Source organism: Paracoccus sp. (in: a-proteobacteria), assembly GCF_046289755.1.
Classification (GTDB): Bacteria; Pseudomonadota; Alphaproteobacteria; order Rhodobacterales; family Rhodobacteraceae; genus Paracoccus.
The window spans coordinates 21,895-39,709 of the sequence record NZ_JBKBVD010000019.1; the positions used below are offsets into that span (position 1 = coordinate 21,895).

At 67.8% G+C, this 17,815-nt stretch carries 18 protein-coding genes; 12 read left to right on the forward strand and 6 right to left on the reverse strand.

Annotation, left to right across the window (positions count from 1 at the left end):
• Nucleotides 1–11 precede the first annotated feature (11 nt).
• Genes ACK41U_RS09070 through ACK41U_RS09080 form a run of 3 tightly spaced genes read left to right on the forward strand, consistent with a single transcriptional unit; the run spans nucleotide 12 to nucleotide 2,537 of the window.
• On the forward strand, nucleotides 12–1,406 hold the full coding sequence (locus ACK41U_RS09070; protein ID WP_409678690.1) for an aspartate aminotransferase family protein: 1,395 nt from the start codon (nucleotides 12–14) through the stop codon (nucleotides 1,404–1,406).
• Nucleotides 1,403–2,125 carry a type 1 glutamine amidotransferase gene (locus tag ACK41U_RS09075; protein ID WP_409678693.1) on the forward strand — a complete coding sequence of 241 codons (723 nt, stop codon included), beginning with the start codon at nucleotides 1,403–1,405 and terminating at the stop codon, nucleotides 2,123–2,125. The genes ACK41U_RS09070 and ACK41U_RS09075 overlap by 4 nt, the downstream gene beginning before the upstream one ends.
• On the forward strand, nucleotides 2,073–2,537 hold the full coding sequence (locus tag ACK41U_RS09080; RefSeq protein WP_409678696.1) for a DUF3237 domain-containing protein: 465 nt from the start codon (nucleotides 2,073–2,075) through the stop codon (nucleotides 2,535–2,537). Before ACK41U_RS09075 ends, ACK41U_RS09080 begins: the two co-directional genes overlap by 53 nt.
• 15 nt (nucleotides 2,538–2,552) lie before the next feature.
• On the opposite strand, the gene ACK41U_RS09085 is transcribed toward ACK41U_RS09080, so the two are convergent.
• Both ACK41U_RS09085 and ACK41U_RS09090 read right to left on the reverse strand, forming a co-directional pair.
• On the reverse strand, nucleotides 2,553–4,217 hold the full coding sequence (locus ACK41U_RS09085) for an amidohydrolase (protein WP_409678699.1): 1,665 nt from the start codon (nucleotides 4,215–4,217) through the stop codon (nucleotides 2,553–2,555).
• A gap of 23 nt (nucleotides 4,218–4,240) precedes the next feature.
• A complete protein-coding gene (locus ACK41U_RS09090; RefSeq protein ID WP_409678702.1) occupies nucleotides 4,241–4,924 on the reverse strand; it encodes a TetR/AcrR family transcriptional regulator in 684 nt (227 codons plus the stop codon).
• A 107-nt stretch (nucleotides 4,925–5,031) separates the two neighbouring features.
• Here ACK41U_RS09090 and ACK41U_RS09095 point away from each other — a divergent pair, with 107 nt between their 5' ends.
• The 8 genes from ACK41U_RS09095 (at nucleotide 5,032) to ACK41U_RS09130 (ending at nucleotide 12,974) form a co-directional block, all read left to right on the forward strand.
• Nucleotides 5,032–6,123, forward strand: coding sequence for an ABC transporter ATP-binding protein (locus ACK41U_RS09095; RefSeq protein WP_409678704.1), 1,092 nt, complete (start codon nucleotides 5,032–5,034; stop codon nucleotides 6,121–6,123).
• A complete protein-coding gene (locus tag ACK41U_RS09100; protein ID WP_409678707.1) occupies nucleotides 6,120–7,079 on the forward strand; it encodes an ABC transporter permease in 960 nt (319 codons plus the stop codon). Before ACK41U_RS09095 ends, ACK41U_RS09100 begins: the two co-directional genes overlap by 4 nt.
• A complete protein-coding gene (locus tag ACK41U_RS09105) occupies nucleotides 7,072–7,878 on the forward strand; it encodes an ABC transporter permease (RefSeq protein WP_409678710.1) in 807 nt (268 codons plus the stop codon). Before ACK41U_RS09100 ends, ACK41U_RS09105 begins: the two co-directional genes overlap by 8 nt.
• A gap of 33 nt (nucleotides 7,879–7,911) precedes the next feature.
• Nucleotides 7,912–8,943 (forward strand): extracellular solute-binding protein, encoded by a 1,032-nt coding sequence (locus ACK41U_RS09110; RefSeq protein ID WP_409678712.1) that lies wholly within the window; start codon nucleotides 7,912–7,914, stop codon nucleotides 8,941–8,943.
• Between the two features lie 207 nt (nucleotides 8,944–9,150).
• Nucleotides 9,151–9,957 carry a transporter substrate-binding domain-containing protein gene (locus ACK41U_RS09115; RefSeq protein WP_409678715.1) on the forward strand — a complete coding sequence of 269 codons (807 nt, stop codon included), beginning with the start codon at nucleotides 9,151–9,153 and terminating at the stop codon, nucleotides 9,955–9,957.
• 6 nt (nucleotides 9,958–9,963) lie between these two features.
• On the forward strand, nucleotides 9,964–10,662 hold the full coding sequence (locus tag ACK41U_RS09120; protein WP_409678718.1) for an ABC transporter permease: 699 nt from the start codon (nucleotides 9,964–9,966) through the stop codon (nucleotides 10,660–10,662).
• Nucleotides 10,662–11,381 (forward strand): ABC transporter permease, encoded by a 720-nt coding sequence (locus ACK41U_RS09125; RefSeq protein WP_409678721.1) that lies wholly within the window; start codon nucleotides 10,662–10,664, stop codon nucleotides 11,379–11,381. Before ACK41U_RS09120 ends, ACK41U_RS09125 begins: the two co-directional genes overlap by 1 nt.
• 15 nt (nucleotides 11,382–11,396) lie before the next feature.
• A complete protein-coding gene (locus ACK41U_RS09130; protein ID WP_409678724.1) occupies nucleotides 11,397–12,974 on the forward strand; it encodes a gamma-glutamyltransferase family protein in 1,578 nt (525 codons plus the stop codon).
• Between the two features lie 21 nt (nucleotides 12,975–12,995).
• On the opposite strand, the gene ACK41U_RS09135 is transcribed toward ACK41U_RS09130, so the two are convergent.
• Complete coding sequence (locus ACK41U_RS09135) at nucleotides 12,996–13,700, reverse strand: GntR family transcriptional regulator (RefSeq protein WP_409678727.1); 705 nt, start codon at nucleotides 13,698–13,700, stop codon at nucleotides 12,996–12,998.
• Between the two features lie 69 nt (nucleotides 13,701–13,769).
• Nucleotides 13,770–14,939, reverse strand: a complete 1,170-nt coding sequence (pobA, locus tag ACK41U_RS09140; RefSeq protein WP_409678730.1) for a 4-hydroxybenzoate 3-monooxygenase — start codon at nucleotides 14,937–14,939, stop codon at nucleotides 13,770–13,772.
• Between the two features lie 56 nt (nucleotides 14,940–14,995).
• Here pobA and ACK41U_RS09145 point away from each other — a divergent pair, with 56 nt between their 5' ends.
• A complete protein-coding gene (locus tag ACK41U_RS09145) occupies nucleotides 14,996–15,883 on the forward strand; it encodes a helix-turn-helix domain-containing protein (RefSeq protein ID WP_409678733.1) in 888 nt (295 codons plus the stop codon).
• Here ACK41U_RS09145 and ACK41U_RS09150 read toward each other — a convergent pair.
• Together ACK41U_RS09150 and pcaG are read right to left on the reverse strand one after the other, a co-directional pair.
• Nucleotides 15,859–17,193, reverse strand: coding sequence for a lyase family protein (locus ACK41U_RS09150; RefSeq protein WP_409678736.1), 1,335 nt, complete (start codon nucleotides 17,191–17,193; stop codon nucleotides 15,859–15,861). The two genes, ACK41U_RS09145 and ACK41U_RS09150, sit on opposite strands and share 25 nt — an antisense overlap.
• A gap of 27 nt (nucleotides 17,194–17,220) precedes the next feature.
• Entirely contained in the window at nucleotides 17,221–17,814 is a 594-nt protein-coding gene (pcaG, locus tag ACK41U_RS09155; RefSeq protein WP_409678739.1) for a protocatechuate 3,4-dioxygenase subunit alpha, read from the reverse strand.
• Between the last annotated feature and the right edge of the window lies 1 nt (nucleotide 17,815).

The following is a 17,815-nucleotide window of genomic DNA, read 5'->3' on the forward strand; positions in this document are numbered from 1 at the left end:
GGACCACCGCCATGAACGACCGCGCCAATATCTCGCTTTCCGATCTGGACCGGGGGGCGCTGTTCCATCCCGTCACCTCGATCCACGACCTGCAGACCAAGGGGCCGGTGATCTATACCGGCGCGAATGGCGTCGAGGTCACGCGCGAGGGGGGCCAGACGCTGATCGACATGGGCGCGGGCCTGTGGTGCGTGAATGTGGGTTATGGGCGGCCCGAACTGGTCGCGGCGGGCGCGCAGGCGATGCAGGATCTGAGCTTTCAGCATTTCTTCGGCGGCGCCTCGGCCGAGCCCACGATCCGGCTGGCCGACCGGCTGCTGGGCCTGTTCAACGAGACGGTGCCGGGCGCCGACATGGCGCGGGTGTTCTTTGGCTGCTCAGGCTCGGACGCCAATGACACGGCGCTGAAACTGGTGATCTATTACAACAACCTGCGCGGCAAGCCCGCGAAGAAAAAGGTGATCTCGCGCAAGGGGGCCTATCACGGGCTGACCTATGCCGCGACCAGCCTGACGGGGATCGAGGGCTATCACACCGCCTTTGACCTGCCGATGCCCGGCGTGCTGCACACCAGCTGCCCGCACCATTACGCCTTTGCCCATGACGGCGAGACCGAGGCCGCGTTTACCGACCGCCTGATCGCCGAACTGGAGGCGATGATCGAACGCGAGGGGGCCGATACGGTCGCTGCCTTCATTGCGGAACCCGTCATGGGCACGGGCGGCGTCTTCCTGCCGCCTGTGGGATATTTCGAACGGGTGCAACAGGTGCTGGACCGCCACGACATCCTGCTGATCGCGGATGAGGTCATCACCGGGTTCGGCCGCACCGGCAACTGGTTCGGCTGTCAGACCTATGGTATCCGCCCCGACATCGTGTCGCTGGCCAAGGGTCTGACCTCGGCCTATTTCCCGATGTCGGCCTCGATCGTCTCGCGCCGCATCTGGGAGGTGCTGGAGGGTGCGTCCGAAAAGATGGGCGCGCTGATGCACGGCTTTACCTATTCCGGTCATCCGGTGGGCGCGGCCATCGCCATGGCGAACCTTGACATGATGGAGGCCGAGGATATGCCCGCCAATGCCGCCCGCCTTGGCCCGGTGCTGCTGGAGGCGCTGCGGGCCAAGGTCGGCGATCACCCGCTGGTGGGCGACATCCGCGGCGTGGGCCTGATGGCGGCGGTCGAATTCGTGGCCGACCGCGCCACCCGCGCCCGCCTGCCCGCCGGGGCGCATAAACTGGTGGCGGGACATGCGATGGCGCAGGGGGTGCTGACCCGCGCGCTGCCCTTCCTGCCGGTCACCTCGATGTCGCCGCCCTTGTCGATCTCTGAGGCCCAGATCGACGAGGCCACCACCCGCTATGCCCGTGCTCTGGACGCCGCCACGCCCGAGATGCTGGCGCTGTGAGGATCGGCATCCTGCGCGCAGGCCGGGTGCCGGATCAGCTGGCGCAGCATGGCGACTACGACGCCATGATCCGGGATCTGCTGTCCGGTCAGGGGTTTGCGTTCCAAAGCTGGGCGGCTCTGGAGGGCGAACTGCCCGCCTCGCCCGGCGACATGGATGGCTGGCTGATCACCGGATCTCGGCATGGCGTTTATGAGGACCTTGACTGGATCGCGCCATTGGAGGGGTTTGTCCGCCTCGCATATGACACGGGCGTGCCGGTCGTTGGCATCTGCTTTGGCCACCAGCTGCTGGCCCGCGCGCTTGGCGGGCGGGTCGAGAAATTCGAGGGCGGCTGGTCGGTGGGGCTGACGCGGCACGATACGGGCGACCACCTGATGACCTGGCATCAGGATCAGGTGATCGTGCCGCCGCCGGGTGCGGTCACGCGGGCCTCGACCGGGCATTGCCGCCACGCGGTGCTGGCTTACGGCGACCGGGCCCTGGGCATTCAGGCGCATCCCGAATACGGGGCCGCGTTTCTGGACGGGCTGCTGCGCCTGCGCGCAAGCGCCCTGCCGCCGGGGCTGGCCGAGGCCGCGCGCGCGCGCCTGCGCGACGCCCCGCCCGATCAGGCGCGCTATGCCGATCTGATCGCTGAATTCTTCCATCGTGACAGGAGCCATGATGCGCATCACCTCTCTGGGGGCCAAGGCCGATCTGCCGCAGCCCCGGCTTGAATTCGCCCTGTCGATCCGCGCCGATCTGGGGCCTGCGGTCGAGTTTACCACCTCGCACGGGATCACCCGCGCCATGTTTCCGATCACCGGCGGAGACATCGCGGGGGATGGCTGGCGCGCCACCATCCTGCCCGGCGGCGCCGATTTTGCGACCCGCCTGCCCGATGGCAGCTATGCCATCGAGGCGCGGTATTTCGCGCGGACCGAGGACGGCGCCATCCTGTCGGTCCTGAATGCGGGGCGGATGTGGGCGCAGCCGGACGGGTCCTATGACGGGCGCACACGGGCCGAGATTCAGGCGCCCGACGGGCCGCAGTCAGCGCTGTCGGATGCGGTGCTGTTCGGCACCGCCCATGCGGCGGCGGGTGACGACGATCATGTCTGGATCGAGCTGTGGCGGGCGGTTCTGTAACCGCCTGCCCCCATCTTACGCCTGATAGGTGATGCGCCCGTCGCAGATGGTCAGGCGCGGCGCCAGATCCGCGATGGCCTCGGGCGCCACCTCATGCGGATCGGCGGGCAGCAGCACCAGATCGGCCAGCATGCCGGGGCGGATGCGGCCCACGCGCCCCTCGGCAAAGCCCGCATAGGCGCCGCGCCAGGTATAGCCCTCCAGCAATTCGTCCAGCGTCACGCGCTGGTCGGGCATGGGCGCGCCCCATGGCTGGCGCAGCAGGGCGGCCTGAATGGAGACCAGCGGCTCGACCGGCACGATCGGCCAGTCGGACGAAAAGCAGAAATCCGCCCCCGCATCCAGGATCGTCCGCCAGGCATAGGCCAGATGCCAGCGGTCGGTGCCGATGGAAGATGCCGCAGGCTCGATCCCCTCGCCGCGCACGCCCGGCGGGTGCAGCGGCTGGATCGAGGCGATCACCCCCAGCTCCGCGAAGCGCGGCAGGTCGGCGTCGGTGATGACCTCGATATGTTCGATCCGGTGGCGGCTGTCGCGGGGGCCATTGGCCTCGGCTGCTGCCTGATACCCGTCCAGCGTGATGCGCACCGCGCCGTCGCCGATGGCATGGACGCTGATCTGCAGGCCGCGACGGTCGGCCTCGATGGCGGCCTTGCGGAAGGCATCCGCCGAGAACAGCGGCGTGCCCTTGTGGCCGGGGCGGTCGGCGTAATCGTCCACGAAAACCGCCGTGCCGCTTTCGATCACCCCGTCCACGAAGATCTTGACCCGGCCCGAGGACAGCATCTCGTCATCGAACTCGGCGCTGATCGCGCTGGCCTCATCCAGCGCGGACAGAGGTTTGTCGGCGGTCAGGTGATAAGGCACCTCGACCCGCGCGGTCAGATCGCCCGCCGCGCGGATCTCTCGCAGCAGGTCCAGCGTATAGTGGTTGCCGTCCATATTGTGGATCGAGGTGATGCCAGCCGCCGCGCAATGGCGCAGACCGGCGCGGATCATCGCCATATCCTCGGCGCGTTCTGCAGGCGTCGGCGGGGTGCCGGGCTCGCGCCCGGACATGCCCAGCATCTCGCGCCCGCCAGAGCTGCGCAGATCCAGCACCGGGCCGAAGGCGCCCTTTTCGTGCAGCGCGCCGGTGGCCTTGCCGTCATCGCCCATGACGACCTCGTTGCCGTCCTCCATCGCGGCGCCATGCAGCAGGCCCGCGCGGTCCAGCGCGATGGTGTTGGCCCATGCGCTGTGGAAGTCGAAGGCCATCACGAGAACGGGGCGGTCTGCGATGATCTCATCCAGCAGGTGCCGGTCGGGTTCGGCGTCGCTGCCCAGAATATCATAGGGCGCGCCCTGACAGATCAGCAGCCCCTCATCGGGATGGGCGGTCGCATAGTCGCGGATCGCGCGGGTCAGCGCCTCGCGGCCCTTTACCCCGGCCAGTTGCAGCAGGGTCAGCCCGGCGCCGCCGCTGAACAGATGCAGATGCGATTCGACGAAACCGGGCAGCAGCGCGCCCCCCTGCGCGTCGATGATGCGGGTGTCGGGACCGGCCAGCGCCATCACCGTTGCCTCATCGCCGACAGCGGCAATGCGGTTGCCCGCGATGGCCACGGCCTGCGCATGGGGGCGGTCGGGGTCCATCGTCAGCACCCGCGCATTGCGGATCAGCAGGGTGGTCTTGTCCATGATCGGACCTTTCGTAACAGGGATCATCTGAGGGTCGGCGCGGCCAGAAACGCGTCGTCAAGGATCTGCCGGGCCAGCGGGCGGATGCGGGCCTGCAAGGTCTGGATATGCGCCTCAAGCGTCATGCCCTGATCGCGGATCAGGTCCAGAAAGGCGGCGTTCCAGACATCGAAGACCAGCCGCCCCAGCTGTGCCGGATCGGGCGCATCGCCGCAGCGCAGGCGCAGGTCATACATCGCCATGAACCCCACGACCGATTCGATCAGCTGGTCGTTGATGGCGGAATATTCGCGCGACAGCTCGGCATTCGGGTGACGGATGACCGAGGCCTCGGCATAGCGCCAGACCCGCTTGCCCGCGATGTCCAGCGTGCGGGCCGAGACCTGGCTCAGCATGTCCACCAGCACGGTGCCGAAATCGGTATCGGTGCGCGGGCGCATGGCGGTATCCGTCTCGCGGAACTTGCGCGAGCCGTCGGCGATCATCGCGATCAGAATGCCGTCCTTGGTCCCGAAATAATTGAACAAAGTGGGCGGCGAGACCTGCGTCGCATCCGCCAGTTCGGCCATGGTGGTGGCGTCGATGCCGTTCTGTGCAAACAGCCGCGCGGCATTGGTCAGGATGTCGGCCCGGCGCTGCGCCTTCTTGCGGTCGCGCAGCCCCGGAGGACTGCCGGGCGGGCTGATCGCATCGTCTGCATGGGACACCGGCTTCTCCATCAAAAAGTTTGTCTCTATAAACTTTTTTATTGACTAAAAGTTTTCTGTCAATACCAATCTGTGTCCAGACCGCATCGTCGGAAAGGCCCCCTCAGATGATTCAGCTTCAATCCGTGTCCAAGATTTACGGCGCAGGTCAAAGCGCCGTCACCGCGCTGTCAGATGTCAGCCTGACGATTGCCGAGAACGAGTTCTTCACGCTGCTTGGCCCCTCGGGCTGCGGCAAGACCACGCTGCTGCGGATGCTGGCCGGGTTCGAGGTGCCCAGCCGCGGCGCCATCGTGCTGGACGGCACCGACATCGCCGACATGCCGCCCAACCAGCGCCCGATCAACACGGTGTTCCAGAACTATGCGCTGTTTCCGCATATGACGGTGGCACAGAACATCGCCTTTGGCCTGCAATCGCTGCGCCGTCCCCGCGCCGCCATCAAGGCCCGCGTGGCCGAGATGCTGGCGCTGGTCGCGATGGAGCATCTGGCCGACCGCAAGATCGCCGCCATGTCGGGCGGCCAGCAACAGCGGGTGGCACTGGCGCGCGCGCTGGCCCCCGAACCCCGCATCCTGCTGCTGGATGAGCCCTTGTCGGCGCTGGACCTGAAGCTGCGCCGCCAGATGCAGATCGAGCTGAAGCGGCTGCAGGCCGAGACCGGCATCACCTTTGTCTTCGTCACCCATGATCAGGAGGAGGCGCTGACCATGTCGGACCGCATCGCCGTCATGGGCGGCGGACTGCTGCATCAGGTGGCCTGCCCGCGCGATCTGTATGACCGCCCCGCCAACCGCTTTGTCGCGGGCTTTATCGGCGAGGGGAATTTCCTGCCGGTCAACATCCTGTCGCGCGATGGCGGGCAGGCGCGGGTCAGTGTCGCGGGCGCGGCGCTGACCCTGCCCGCCGGTGCCCTGCCCGACGACGCGCAGCCGGGGGCCTGTGTGCATGCGATGGTGCGCCCCGAACAGATCCGCCTCTGCGCCCCTGCGGATGCGGGCTGCGGGCTGCATCTGTCGGGCGTGATCGAGAACCTCGTCTATATCGGCACCGACACGCATCTGCATCTGCGGCTGGACGATGGCGCGCAGGTGGTGGCGCGGATCGGCAATGGCGACGCGCAGCTGCGCAGCCTTGCCGCAGGCCACCGCGCCGGTCTGGCCGTGCCGACCGAAGCCCTGCGTCTGGTGCCGGCATGAGCATGGCTGACACCGCCCGCCCGTCCGGGGCCCAGCCCGCCGGACCCCGCCCCGCCGAGGCCCGCCAGTCCCGCCGCGACCGCCGCGCGCGCTGGTTGCTGTCGGCGCCCGCGCTGATCACCATCGGCCTGCTGTCGCTGCTGCCGCTTGCCATCGTCATCCTCTATTCAGTGCTGGAGCGGGGCAATTACGGCGGCGTCACCCCGCAATTCTCGGGCGAGGGCTGGGTCAGCGTCTTCTTTCAACGCGACATTTTCGACGATACTCTGACCCCTGCCGAGGCGCATCTGGCGATCCTGTGGCGCTCGGTCCGGCTGTCACTGATCACCACCGGGCTGACGCTGCTGATCGGCGTGCCCACCGCCTATTTCATCGGCACGCGGCCGGCCCATACCCGCAATCTGTGGCTGTTCCTGATCACCGTGCCGTTCTGGACCTCGCTGCTGATCCGCATCATCGCCATCGGCGAGATCATCCGCCGCGACGGGCTGGTCAACACCGCGCTGCTGCAGCTGGGCCTGATCGACGAACCTATCCAGATGCTGTTCACCGATTTCGCCATCGGGCTGGGGATGACCTATGTCTATCTGCCGCTGATGGTGCTGCCGGTCTATGCCGCCGTGCAGCGGCTGGACCCGCGGCTGATGGAGGCGGCCTATGACCTCTATGCCTCGCGCGCGCGGACCTTCTGGCAGGTGATCGTGCCGCTGATCCGGCCCGGCATCATCGCGGGGTCGATCCTCGTCTTTATCCCGTCGCTTGGCGATTACGTCACCCCGCGCATTCTGGGCGGCGGATCGAACCTGATGATCGGCAACCTGATCGAGCTGCAGTTCGGGCAGGGCCGCAACTGGCCGCTGGGGGCGGCGCTGGCGCTGACGCTGATGGCGCTGATCCTGCTGGCGCTGATCCCCTGTGCGCGGCTGCTGCGCGGAAAGGCGGTGTCCCATGGCTAAGCGCCGCCCGTTCGATCCCCAGACCCTGCCGGGTTTTGCCGCCATCGCCGCGCTGGCATTCGTGCTGCTGTATCTGCCGCTGGTGATCCTTGTCGTCTATTCCTTCAACGCGGGCGATCTGATCGGCCGGTGGGAGGGCATCTCGCTGCGCTGGTATACGCAGGCGCTTGGCAATGCGGCCATTCAGGACGCGGCGCTGCGGTCGCTGGGGCTGGCGGCGGTGGCAGCGGTGCTGTCCACCATCCTCGCCGTTCTGGCCGCGCTGGCCACCACGCGGGCCGACCATTTCCGCCCCCGCCACGCCATCACCGCCGTCATCAACCAGCCGCTGATGGTCCCCGAGATCGTGATGGCGGTGGCGTTGCTGCTGCTGTTCTCGATGATCCGGCAGGCGACCGGGCTGTCGGGGATGGGCTATCTGGTGGCCGCGCATGTGACCTTCTGCATCCCCTTCGCCTACCTGCCGATCCGCGCCCGGCTGGAGGGCATGGACGCCAATCTGGAACGGGCCGCCGCCGATCTTTATGCCAGCCCGCTGACCATCTTCCGCCGCATCACCCTGCCCCTGCTGGCGCCGGGGATCATGGCGGGGTTCATGCTGGCCTTTGTCATCTCGCTCGACAATGTCGTCATCTCGCAATTCGTCAAGACGGCGGGGCAGGAAACCCTGCCCACCTACATGCTGGGCCAGCTGCGGCGCGGCATCTCGGCCGAGATCTATGCCGTCTCGACCATGCTGGTCGGCCTCAGCCTGCTGATCCTGACCCTGTCTTTCCTTGTGAACCGAAAGCGGCCCTAGACCGCGACCCCATCCCGACAGAGGAGACCACCCATGACCAGACTAACCGGCACCCTTGCCTGCGGCCTTGCCACCCTGACCGCCACCGCGGCCCTGGCCGAGGGCGAGCTGCATATCTTCAACTGGGGCAACTACACCCCGCCCGAGCTGATCGAGAAATTTCAGGACACCTATGATGTCCGCGTGACCGTCACCGAATATGACAGCAACGACGCGGCGCTGGCCAAGATCAAGGCGGGCGGCCACGGGTTCGACATCGTGGTGCCGACCTCCAGCTTTCTGCCCATCTGGATCGAAGAGGGGCTGCTGCTGCAGACCCGCCCCGACCAGATGGAGAATTTCGCCAATGTCCTGCCCGAATGGGTCGATGTCGACTGGGATCCGGGCCGCACCTATACCGCGCCCTATCAATGGGGCACGACCGGGATCCTGATCCATACCGGCAGCTATGAGGGCGACATCAACACCTCGGCCATCTTCCTTGACCCGCCCGAAGAGCTGCGCGGCCGCATCAATGTCGTGCCCGAGATGCAGGACGTGATGAACCTGGCGATCATGTATTACGGCGGCGAGATGTGCACCGACGACATGGACATCCTGCGTCAGGTGCGCGACGGGCTGCTGGCGGCCAAGCCCAACTGGACCGGCATCGACTATCCCCCGTTCGAGACCTTCATCAACGAGGATATTCTGGCCTCGACCTTCTGGAACGGCGCCTCGATGCGCATCCGGCAGGCCAATCCGGCATTCGCCTATGGTCACCCGCGCGAGGGCTTTCCGATCTTCATGGAAAACATCGCCGTGCTGGCCGATGCCCGCAATCCCGACAACGCGGCGCTGTTCCAGAACTTTGTGATGGACCCGGAAAACGCCGCGATCATCTCGAACTTTGCGCGCTATTCCAACGCCATCAAGGGCTCGGAGGCGTTCATGGACCCCGACCTGATCGACGCCCCCGAGCTGCACATCCCCGAAGATCTGCGCGCCTCGGCCCAGTTCGCCCGGCTCTGCGCCCCCGCGACGCAGGATCTGTACACCCGGATCTGGACCGAAGTCCTGCGCTGAGGCGATTCGCCCCTTTCTGTACCGTCGCCGCCCGCGCCCGTCGCGCGGGCGGCGTTCGTCATTTCAGCGTCGATTTCTGCCCGAATTGCAGGCAAAATCCGCCCATCCGCACCGCCCGACATGTTTCCTCTAGGTTTGTATCCAATATTGGATACAATTCAGGGAACGACACGGCGCGGCCCACGCGCCTTTTGCAGGGAGATGACGATGACCACCCTTCACGCCCGTTTTCTGTGCGGCCTGTCCGCGATGGCCCTGTCGCTGTCCGCAGGCGCGCTGGCCGCGCAGGATCAGCCCGCCCCGGACCTGCCAGACCGCCTGCTGATCGTGACCGAGGGCGCCTATCCCCCGTTCAACGCCACCCGCCCCGACGGCACGGTCGAGGGGTTCGAGGTCGATCTGGGCAATGCCATGTGCGCGCAGATCGGCATTGAATGCGAATGGGTCACGCAAAGCTGGGACGGCATCATTCCCGGCCTGCTGGCGCAGCAATATGACGCGATCATCGCCTCGCTGTATGTGACCGAGGAACGCAAGCAGCAGATCGCATTCTCGGCCAAATACTATCAGGTGCCCGCGCGGCTGGTCGTGCCCACCGACAGCGATCTGGACATCACCCCCGAGGGGCTGGACGGCGCCATCATCGGCACGCAGCGCGGCACCACATTCGAACGCTTCATCACCGACAATATGCCGGATGCCGATCTGCGCCTCTATGGCACGATGGACGAGGCCTATCTGGACCTGTCCTCGGGGCGGGTCGATGCGGTGATGGGCGATGTGGTCGCGCTGAAGAACGGCTTTCTGGACCAGCCCGAGGGCGCGGGCTTCGAGATGCGCGGCCCCGATTACACCGACCCGCAATGGTTCGGCGAGGGCGCGGCCGTGGCCGTCCGTCAGGGGCAGGAGCCCATCGCGGATGCCTTCTCGGCGGCCATTCAGGCGCTGCGCGAGGATGGCACCTATCAGCAGATTTCCGACAAGTGGTTCGGCGTCGATGTCTATGGCGGCTGATCTGACGTGATCCCCGATCTGCACGGATATGGCGGGCTGCTGGCGCGCGGCGCGGCGCTGACGCTTGGCGTCTCGGCGCTGGCCCTTGTGGGGGTGCTGGTCCTTGGGCTGGCGCTGGCCATCGGGCGCATCTGGGGCGGGCGCCTGCTGCGCGGCGTCATCGGGGTCTATATGACCGTGGTGCGGGGCGTGCCCGAACTGGTCCTGCTGCTGCTGATCTATTACGGCCTGCCGACGCTGGTGCAGGATGCGGCTGGCGCCATGGGCCATGACATGCGGCTGGCGCTGAACCCGTTTCTGGCGGGGGTCGCCACGCTGACGATGATCTATGGCGCCTTCGCCTGCGAGGTTTACCGCGCCGCTTACCTCGCGGTGCCCGCAGGCCAGACCGAGGCCGCGCAGGCCCTTGGCCTGCCGCCGCGCGTGGCGTTTCTCAAGGTGATCCTGCCGCAGATGATGCGGCTGGCGCTGCCGGGTCTGGGCAATGTCTGGATGGTGCTGGTCAAGGCGACCTCGCTGATCTCGCTGATCCAGCTGCCGGAGCTGATGCGCAACGCAGACATCGCCGCGCGCACCACGCGCGAGCCGTTCACCTTCTTTCTGCTGGCCTGTCTGGTCTATCTGGCGATCACGCTGGTCTCGATGGTGGTGCAGTCGCGGCTGGAACGCCGCGCCGCACGTGGCCTTGTCGGAGGGCGCGCCTGATGGAGTTCATCGCCACCAACCTGCCGCGTTTTCTGGATGCGGCATGGATCACCCTGCAACTGGCCGCAATCAGCTGCGCGCTTGGCTTTCTGATCGCGGTGCCGGTGGCGCTGGCGCGGCTGTCCGGGAACCTGATCCTGCGCGCCCTGTCCACCGGCTATGTGATCTTTTTCCGGGGCACGCCGCTGCTGGCGCAGATCTTTCTGATCTATTACGGCGCGGGCCAGTTCCGCGCCCCTCTGGACAGCATCGGGCTGTGGGGCCTGTTCCGCGACCCGTGGTTCTGCGCCATCCTGACGCTGACCCTGAACACCGGCGCCTATACCTCGGAAATCCTGCGCGGCGCCATCAGCGCCATCCCGCGCGGAGAGATCGAGGCCGCGCGCGCCCTGGGCCTTGGCCGCTGGCTGCGGCTGCGGCTGGTGGTGATGCCGCGCGCGATCCGCATCGCCTGGCCCGCCTATACCAACGAGGTGGTCTATCAGATTCAGGCGACCTCGCTGGTCTCGGTCATCACCATCATGGACATCACCGGCGTCGCCCGCGCCATCGGCACCCGCGATTTCCGCTTTTACGAGGCCTTCGGCATGGCCGCGATCATGTATCTGGCGCTGGTCTATGGCTTTCTGCTGATCGCAGGCCGGATCGAGCATCGCCTGACCGCCCATACCCGCCGCAGCCCCGCCCCCGCCCGGCTGATACCAGACCTGACACGCTGACCAAAGGACCCGCCCATGCGCGATTTCCAGACACCCGGCCGATCGGCCGTCCGCACCACGCAGGCGATGGCCGCGACCTCGCATCCCCTGTCCACGCTGGCGGCGCTGGACGTGCTGCGCGAGGGCGGCACGGCGATGGACGCCGCCATCTGCGCCGCCGCCGTGCAGGCGGTGGTGGAACCCCAATCGACCGGCATCGGCGGCGATTGTTTCGTGCTGCATTGCCCCGGCGGGGGCGACCGCGTGCTGGGGCTGAACGGATCGGGCCGCGCGCCCGCCGGGGCCTCGATCGAGGCGATGCGCGCCATGGGCCTGACCGCGATGCCCACCTATGGCCCGCATTCGGTCACCACGCCCGGCGCCATTGACGCATGGTTCCGCCTGTCCGCCGATCACGGGCGCCTGCCCATGGCCCGCCTGCTGGAACCCGCCATCGGTTATGCCGAAGAGGGCTATGTCATCCATGACCGCGTGGCCTATGACTGGCAGATCGCGGCTGCGCGGCTGGCGCTGGACCCGACCAGCGCGGCCACTTTTCTGCCCGGCGATGCGGCCCCGCGCGCGGGCGATCTGCATTGCCAGCCCGCACTGGCCCAGACCCTGCGCAGCATCGCCCGCGAAGGGCGCAACGTGTTCTACGAAGGCCCCATCGCGCAGGCCATGGTCGCGCATCTGCGCAGCCTTGGCGGGCTGCATGATCTGTCCGATTTCAGCGCCACCGACAGCAGCGCGGTCACGCCGATCTCGACGCTGTATCGCGGCTACCGCGTCCATCAGGTGCCACCGAACAATCAGGGCCTGACCGCGCTGGTCATGCTGGACATCCTGTCGGGCTATGATCTGGCAGCCCTGGACCCCGACGGCCCCGAGCGGATGCATCTGGAAATCGAGGCCGCGCGACTGGCCTATCACGCCCGCAACCACCATCTGGGCGATGATGCGGGGATTGTGGACCGTCTGCTGGCGCCGGGTCAGGCGCAGGCGCTGCGCGACCGGATCGCGCCCGACCGCCGCATCGCGGAACTGCCGCAGCCGGAACTGGCTTTGTCCGACACCGTCTATATCAGCGTGGTGGACCGCGACCGCAATGCGGTCAGCTTCATCAACTCGACCTATCATTCCTTTGGCGCCGGGATCACCTGCCCCGAAACCGGAATCGTTTTCCAGAACCGCGGTGCCAGCTTCCGGCTGGACCCCGCCCATCCCAATGCGCTGGCCCCGCGCAAGCGCCCCATGCACACGATCATGCCCGGCATGGTCACCAAAGACGGGGCGGCGGTCATGCCCTACGGCGTGATGGGCGGCGATTACCAGCCTGCGGGGCATGCGCATCTGCTGGTCAACCTGCTGGATTACGGCATGGACCTGCAACAGGCGGTGGACCACCCGCGCGCCTTCCATGACGGGCGCGTGGTGCAGGTCGAACGCGGCGTGCCCGCCCACAGCATCGCGGGCCTGCAGGAGCGCGGCCACGAGGTCACCTTTGCCTCCGAGCCGCATGGCGGTGCGCAGGCCGTCTGGATCGACGCGGATCGCGGCACGCTGACCGGCGCCTCGGACCCGCGCAAGGACGGGATCGCGCTGGGGTATTGACCGGGCGAACCGGGCGGGCCCCTAAGGGTGCAGCCCGCCCGCCATGTCGCGCAGATGGTTGCGGGCGCGCATCAGGTCCAGCACATTGGCCCGCGCGTCTGCGATATGGGCGGTGATGACCACCTCGGCGCGGGCCTCGTCGCGGGCGCAGATCGCCTCGACCAGCGCGCGGTGCTCGGCGCGGGCGGCCTGCCAGTGGTCCAGCGCGGTCAGGTCCATCCAGACATAGACCTGACAGCGGTCCAGCAGATCGTCGATGATCCGCGACAGGATGCGGTTGCCACCCGCCTCGGCAATCGCGCGATGCACATCCATGCCCAGCTGAAACTCGCGCAGTTTAAAGCGCGCCTCGTGATCGGGCAGATCGGCCAGCGCCTCGCATTCCGCCACGATGCCGCGCAGGGTCCGGTGGTCGGCCTCGGTCGCGTGGCGGCAGGCCAGCACGACGGCCTGCACCTCCAGCACCTCGCGCAGCTCGAACGCCTCGCGCGCGGTGCGGACATCGAAGGCCGCCACGGCAAAGCCGCTTTTGGCGCGCCCCTCGACCAGCCCGTCGCGTTCCAGCCGGTTCAGCGCCTCGCGGATGGGGGTGCGGCTGACGCCCAGACGCTCGGCCAGTTCGGCCTCGGTCACGCGGGCGCCGGGGGGCAGCTGCCCGGTGATGATCAGGGATTTGACGGCGTCATAGGTGGAATGTCGTAGCCGGCCACGGCTGATCTGGGTCATCTGCGGGTCCTGCCTGCTGCGCGCCCAGACTAGCCCGGAACGCACCGCCAGAGCAAACCGATACGGGCGCTAAAGTGCCGCGCCGACATAGCTTTCGGCGAAGGCGGCGCGGGCTGCGGGCGAGGTGGCCAGCTGATCCAGCTCGGCCCGCTGCATCTGGCGGTCATAGTCGCCGTGCTCGGGGAAATGGTGCATCATCGTGGTGACCGACCACGAAAAGCGCATGGCCTTCCACACCCGGCGCAGGGCGGTTTCGGAATAGCTTTCCAGCCCGGCGTCAATGCCGTCGCGGTAATGCGCGATCAGCCCGTCGGACAGGTATTTCACATCCGATGCGGCCAGATTCAGCCCCTTGGCGCCGGTCGGCGGCACGATATGGGCGGCGTCGCCGCACAGGAACAGACGGCCCCAGCGCATCGGCTCGCTGACGAAGCTGCGCAGCGGCGCGATGGATTTCTCGATGGACGGTCCGGTGACCAGACCGGCGGCAATACCGGCGGGCAGACGGGCGCGCAATTCGTCCCAGAAGGCCGCGTCGGACCAGTCCTCGACCCGGTCGGTCAGCGGCACCTGAATGTAATATCGGGACAGCGCGCTGTTGCGCATCGAGGCCAAGGCAAAGCCGCGCGGATGGCTGGCATAGATCAGCTCGTCGCAGACGGGCGGCGTCTCGGACAGCACGCCCAGCCAGCCGAAGGGATAGACGCGTTCGTATTCGCGGCGGATGCCCTCGGGGATCGAGCGGCGGCTGACGCCGTGAAACCCGTCGCATCCGGCGACATAATCGCAATCCAGCCGCTGTGTCTGCCCATCCGCCGTAAAGGTCACGAAAGGCGCCTCGCCCTCCAGATCGTGCAGCACGACATCGGACACGCCGTGCAGATGGGTCGCACCGATCGCGTCCTGCGCCTGATACAGATCGCGCGTCACCTCGGTCTGGCCATAAACCATCACCTCGTGCCCGCAGCTTTCGCGAAAGTCGATGCGGATCATGTCCTGATCGTGCGACAGGTAGCAGCCGTGATGCGGCTGGCCCTGCTGGCGCATCCGTTCGCCGACACCCGCCTGTTCCAGCAATTCGACCGTGCCGCGCTCCAGCACGCCGGCGCGGATGCGGGTCAGGACATGGTCGCGCGACTGACGTTCCAGAACCACGGTGGCGATGCCCGCCCGGTTCAGCAGTTGCGACAGCAAAAGCCCCGAAGGCCCGCCGCCGATGATCGCGACCTGAGTGCGCATGGTTCATTCCCCCTGTTCGTGGCCCTCAGAATAGCGGCCCGTGCCCCCTGGACGGAATGGACGATGCGGGCAAATCATGGCACTATCCGGCCATGTCCGCGACCGACCCCATCCCCGCCTGGCAGCTATACGGCGAGCGCGCCCCCTTCCCCGACATCCTGCATCTTGAGCGGGTGCGCGACCGTGCGGCGGGCCTCGACTGGCGCATCAGCCCGCACCGCCACGCGCATCTGGCGCAGGTGTTTCTGCTGGAACGCGGGCGGGCCATGTTTTCGCTGGATGGCGACGGGCAGCAGCCCGATCTGCCCTGCCTGCTGTTCGTGCCGCCGGGCGTCGTGCATGGCTTTGCCTTTGCGGCGGGGACCGAGGGCTGGGTGCTGACCCTGCCCGTCGCCAGTCATCCCGATCTGTTCGCCGACCCGGCGGAACTGGCCGCGCTGACCGCCCGGACCCTGATCGCCCCGGCGTCGCCCCCTCTGTCGCGCGCCTTCGAGCAGCTGGCCGGGGCATGGCAGTCCAGCCGCCCCCTGCGCCGCGCGCGGCTGCGGGGGATGCTGGCGGGGCTGTTCTGCGACATCTTTCAGGGTCGCGCGGCGGATGATGCGCCCGGCGCGGGTCCGACCGACCCGAGGCTGGCGCAGTTCACCGACCTGATCGCACGCCATCATGCGCAGCACTGGACGATCGACCGTTATGCGCAGGCGATGGGCATGTCGCCGCGCAACCTGTCGCGGCTGTGCCGGGCGCGCACGGGCCACAGCCCGCATGCGCTGCTGGAGGCGCATCTGATGCGCGAGGCGGCGCGCCTGCTGGCCTATACCCGGATGTCGGCGCAGGCGGTGGCCTATCAGCTGGGCTATCAGGACCCCAGCTATTTCAACCGCCGCTTCCGCGCCGTCATGGGCCTGTCGCCCGGCAGCTATCGCCGCAAGCTGGAGGAATAGGCGGCAGCAAAGGCCCGCGCCTCGTCCGGGGCGCAGCCCAGGGCGCGGGCATGGGTCAGCGCGGCCCAGTCATGGCCCGGCCATTCCGCGCCCGCCAGATCCAGCAGGTCGCGCCCCTCGCGCAGGGCCACAGCGCACAGCGCGCCGACCCGCGCAGATGCCGCCACGCGGTCCAGCACGCCCGTTTCGGTCACGGCAAAGGCCAGCGCCTCGGCATGGATGGTGCCGTGGCTCGCGGTCAGATCGCGCGCCATCGCCTGCGGATCGGGCGACAGGCGCGCCAGCACATCGGCGGTCAGCCGCAGCATGGCGCCGGTGCTGACGCAAAGCTGCGGCAGGGTCAGCCATTCGGTGAACCACGCCGCCCCGTCGCGGCCCTGCCGGTGCAGGCCCGCCGTGCCAAAGACCGCCGCCAGCCCCATCACCTGCCGCGCCAGCGCCACCAGCGCCGAGGGCCCGACCGGGTTCTGCTTTTGCGGCATGGTCGAGGATGCCCCGGCCCCGTCGATCCGCACCAGCGCAATGCCCGACTGGGTCATCAGCAGCAGATCCTCGGCCAGCTTGCCAAGCGACGCGGCCAGCCCCGCCGCCCAATCCGCCAGATGCCCTAGCCCTGAACGGTCGCTGTGCCAGCCCCGCCCCGGATCGGCCAGATCCAGCGCCCGAGCCATTCCGGCGCGCACCGCAGGCCCCTGCGGCCCCATTGCCGACAGCGTGCCCGCCGCCCCCGACAGAGACACGCGCAGAACCTGCGCGCGCAAGCCGTCCAGCCCGCGCGCGTGATCCGCCAGCGGCCAGCCCCAGCCCGCCGCGACCGCGCCAAAGCTGGTGGGCGTGGCCACCTGCCCATAGGTCCGCGCCGCCATCGGCAGATCGGCATGATCGCCCGCCAGCGCCGCCAGCTGGCCGGTCACGCCTGCCAGCCGCACCTGCCACAGATCCAGCATCGGGCGCAGGCGCAGGGCCAGCCCGCTGTCCATGATGTCCTGACTGGTCGCGCCCCAATGCAGATACTGCCCCTGCGCCGGGTCGATCTGCGCCCGCATCGCCTTGACCAGCGCGGGCACCGGCACGCCGTTCTGGGCCGTCGCCTGCGCCAGCGCGGCCGCGTCGATCCGCAGCCCCTCGCAGGCCGCAGCCAGCGCAGGCCCCGCGTCAGAGGGGATCACGCCAAGCGCGGATTGCGCCTGCGCCAGCGCGGCCTCGACCGCGATCATGGTGTCCAGTTCGGCCTTGGCGGTAAAGAACGCCTCGGTCTGCGGGTCACCGAACAGGGCGGCATAGATCGGGTTCGCGGCAAGGCTGGTCATGGCGCCTCCGGGCAATATCGGGACAGATCAGACATCAAGGAACACCGTTTCCCGGTCGCCCTGCAGGTGGATGTCGAAGTGATAGACCCCGTCGCGCAGGGCCGCGATCAGCGTGTCGCGGCGCTGGGGTTGCTCGATCAGCGCCAGCACCGGGTCGCCTGCATTGTCCTGATCACCGAAATACATCCGCGTCTGCAGCCCGGTATTGATCCCGCGCGAGACCAGCCACAGCGACAGATGCGGTGCCTGCATCCGCCCGCCCGGACCCGGCACCACGCCGGGCAGGATCGTGTCGAAGGCGAATAGGCCGCTGTCGAAATCGGGCACCACCCGCGCCCAGCCTCTGAACCCCTCGGCGCAGCCCTCCTGCCCCGGATAGATCCCGCTCGCATCGGCCTGCCACACCTCGATCAGCACATCCTTGACCGGCGCGCCCATGCCGTCAAGGACGCGGCCCTGAATGCGGACCCGCGCGCCCGGCATGTCGTCGTCGGCGACGGAATGCCCCAACTCGGCGCGATAGATGTCAAAGCCAGCCGCCCCCGGCACCAGCCCGATATGGACATAGGGGCCCGCCGTCTGGGATGGGGTTTCGCGCAGATAGTCCAAGGATTGCGGCATG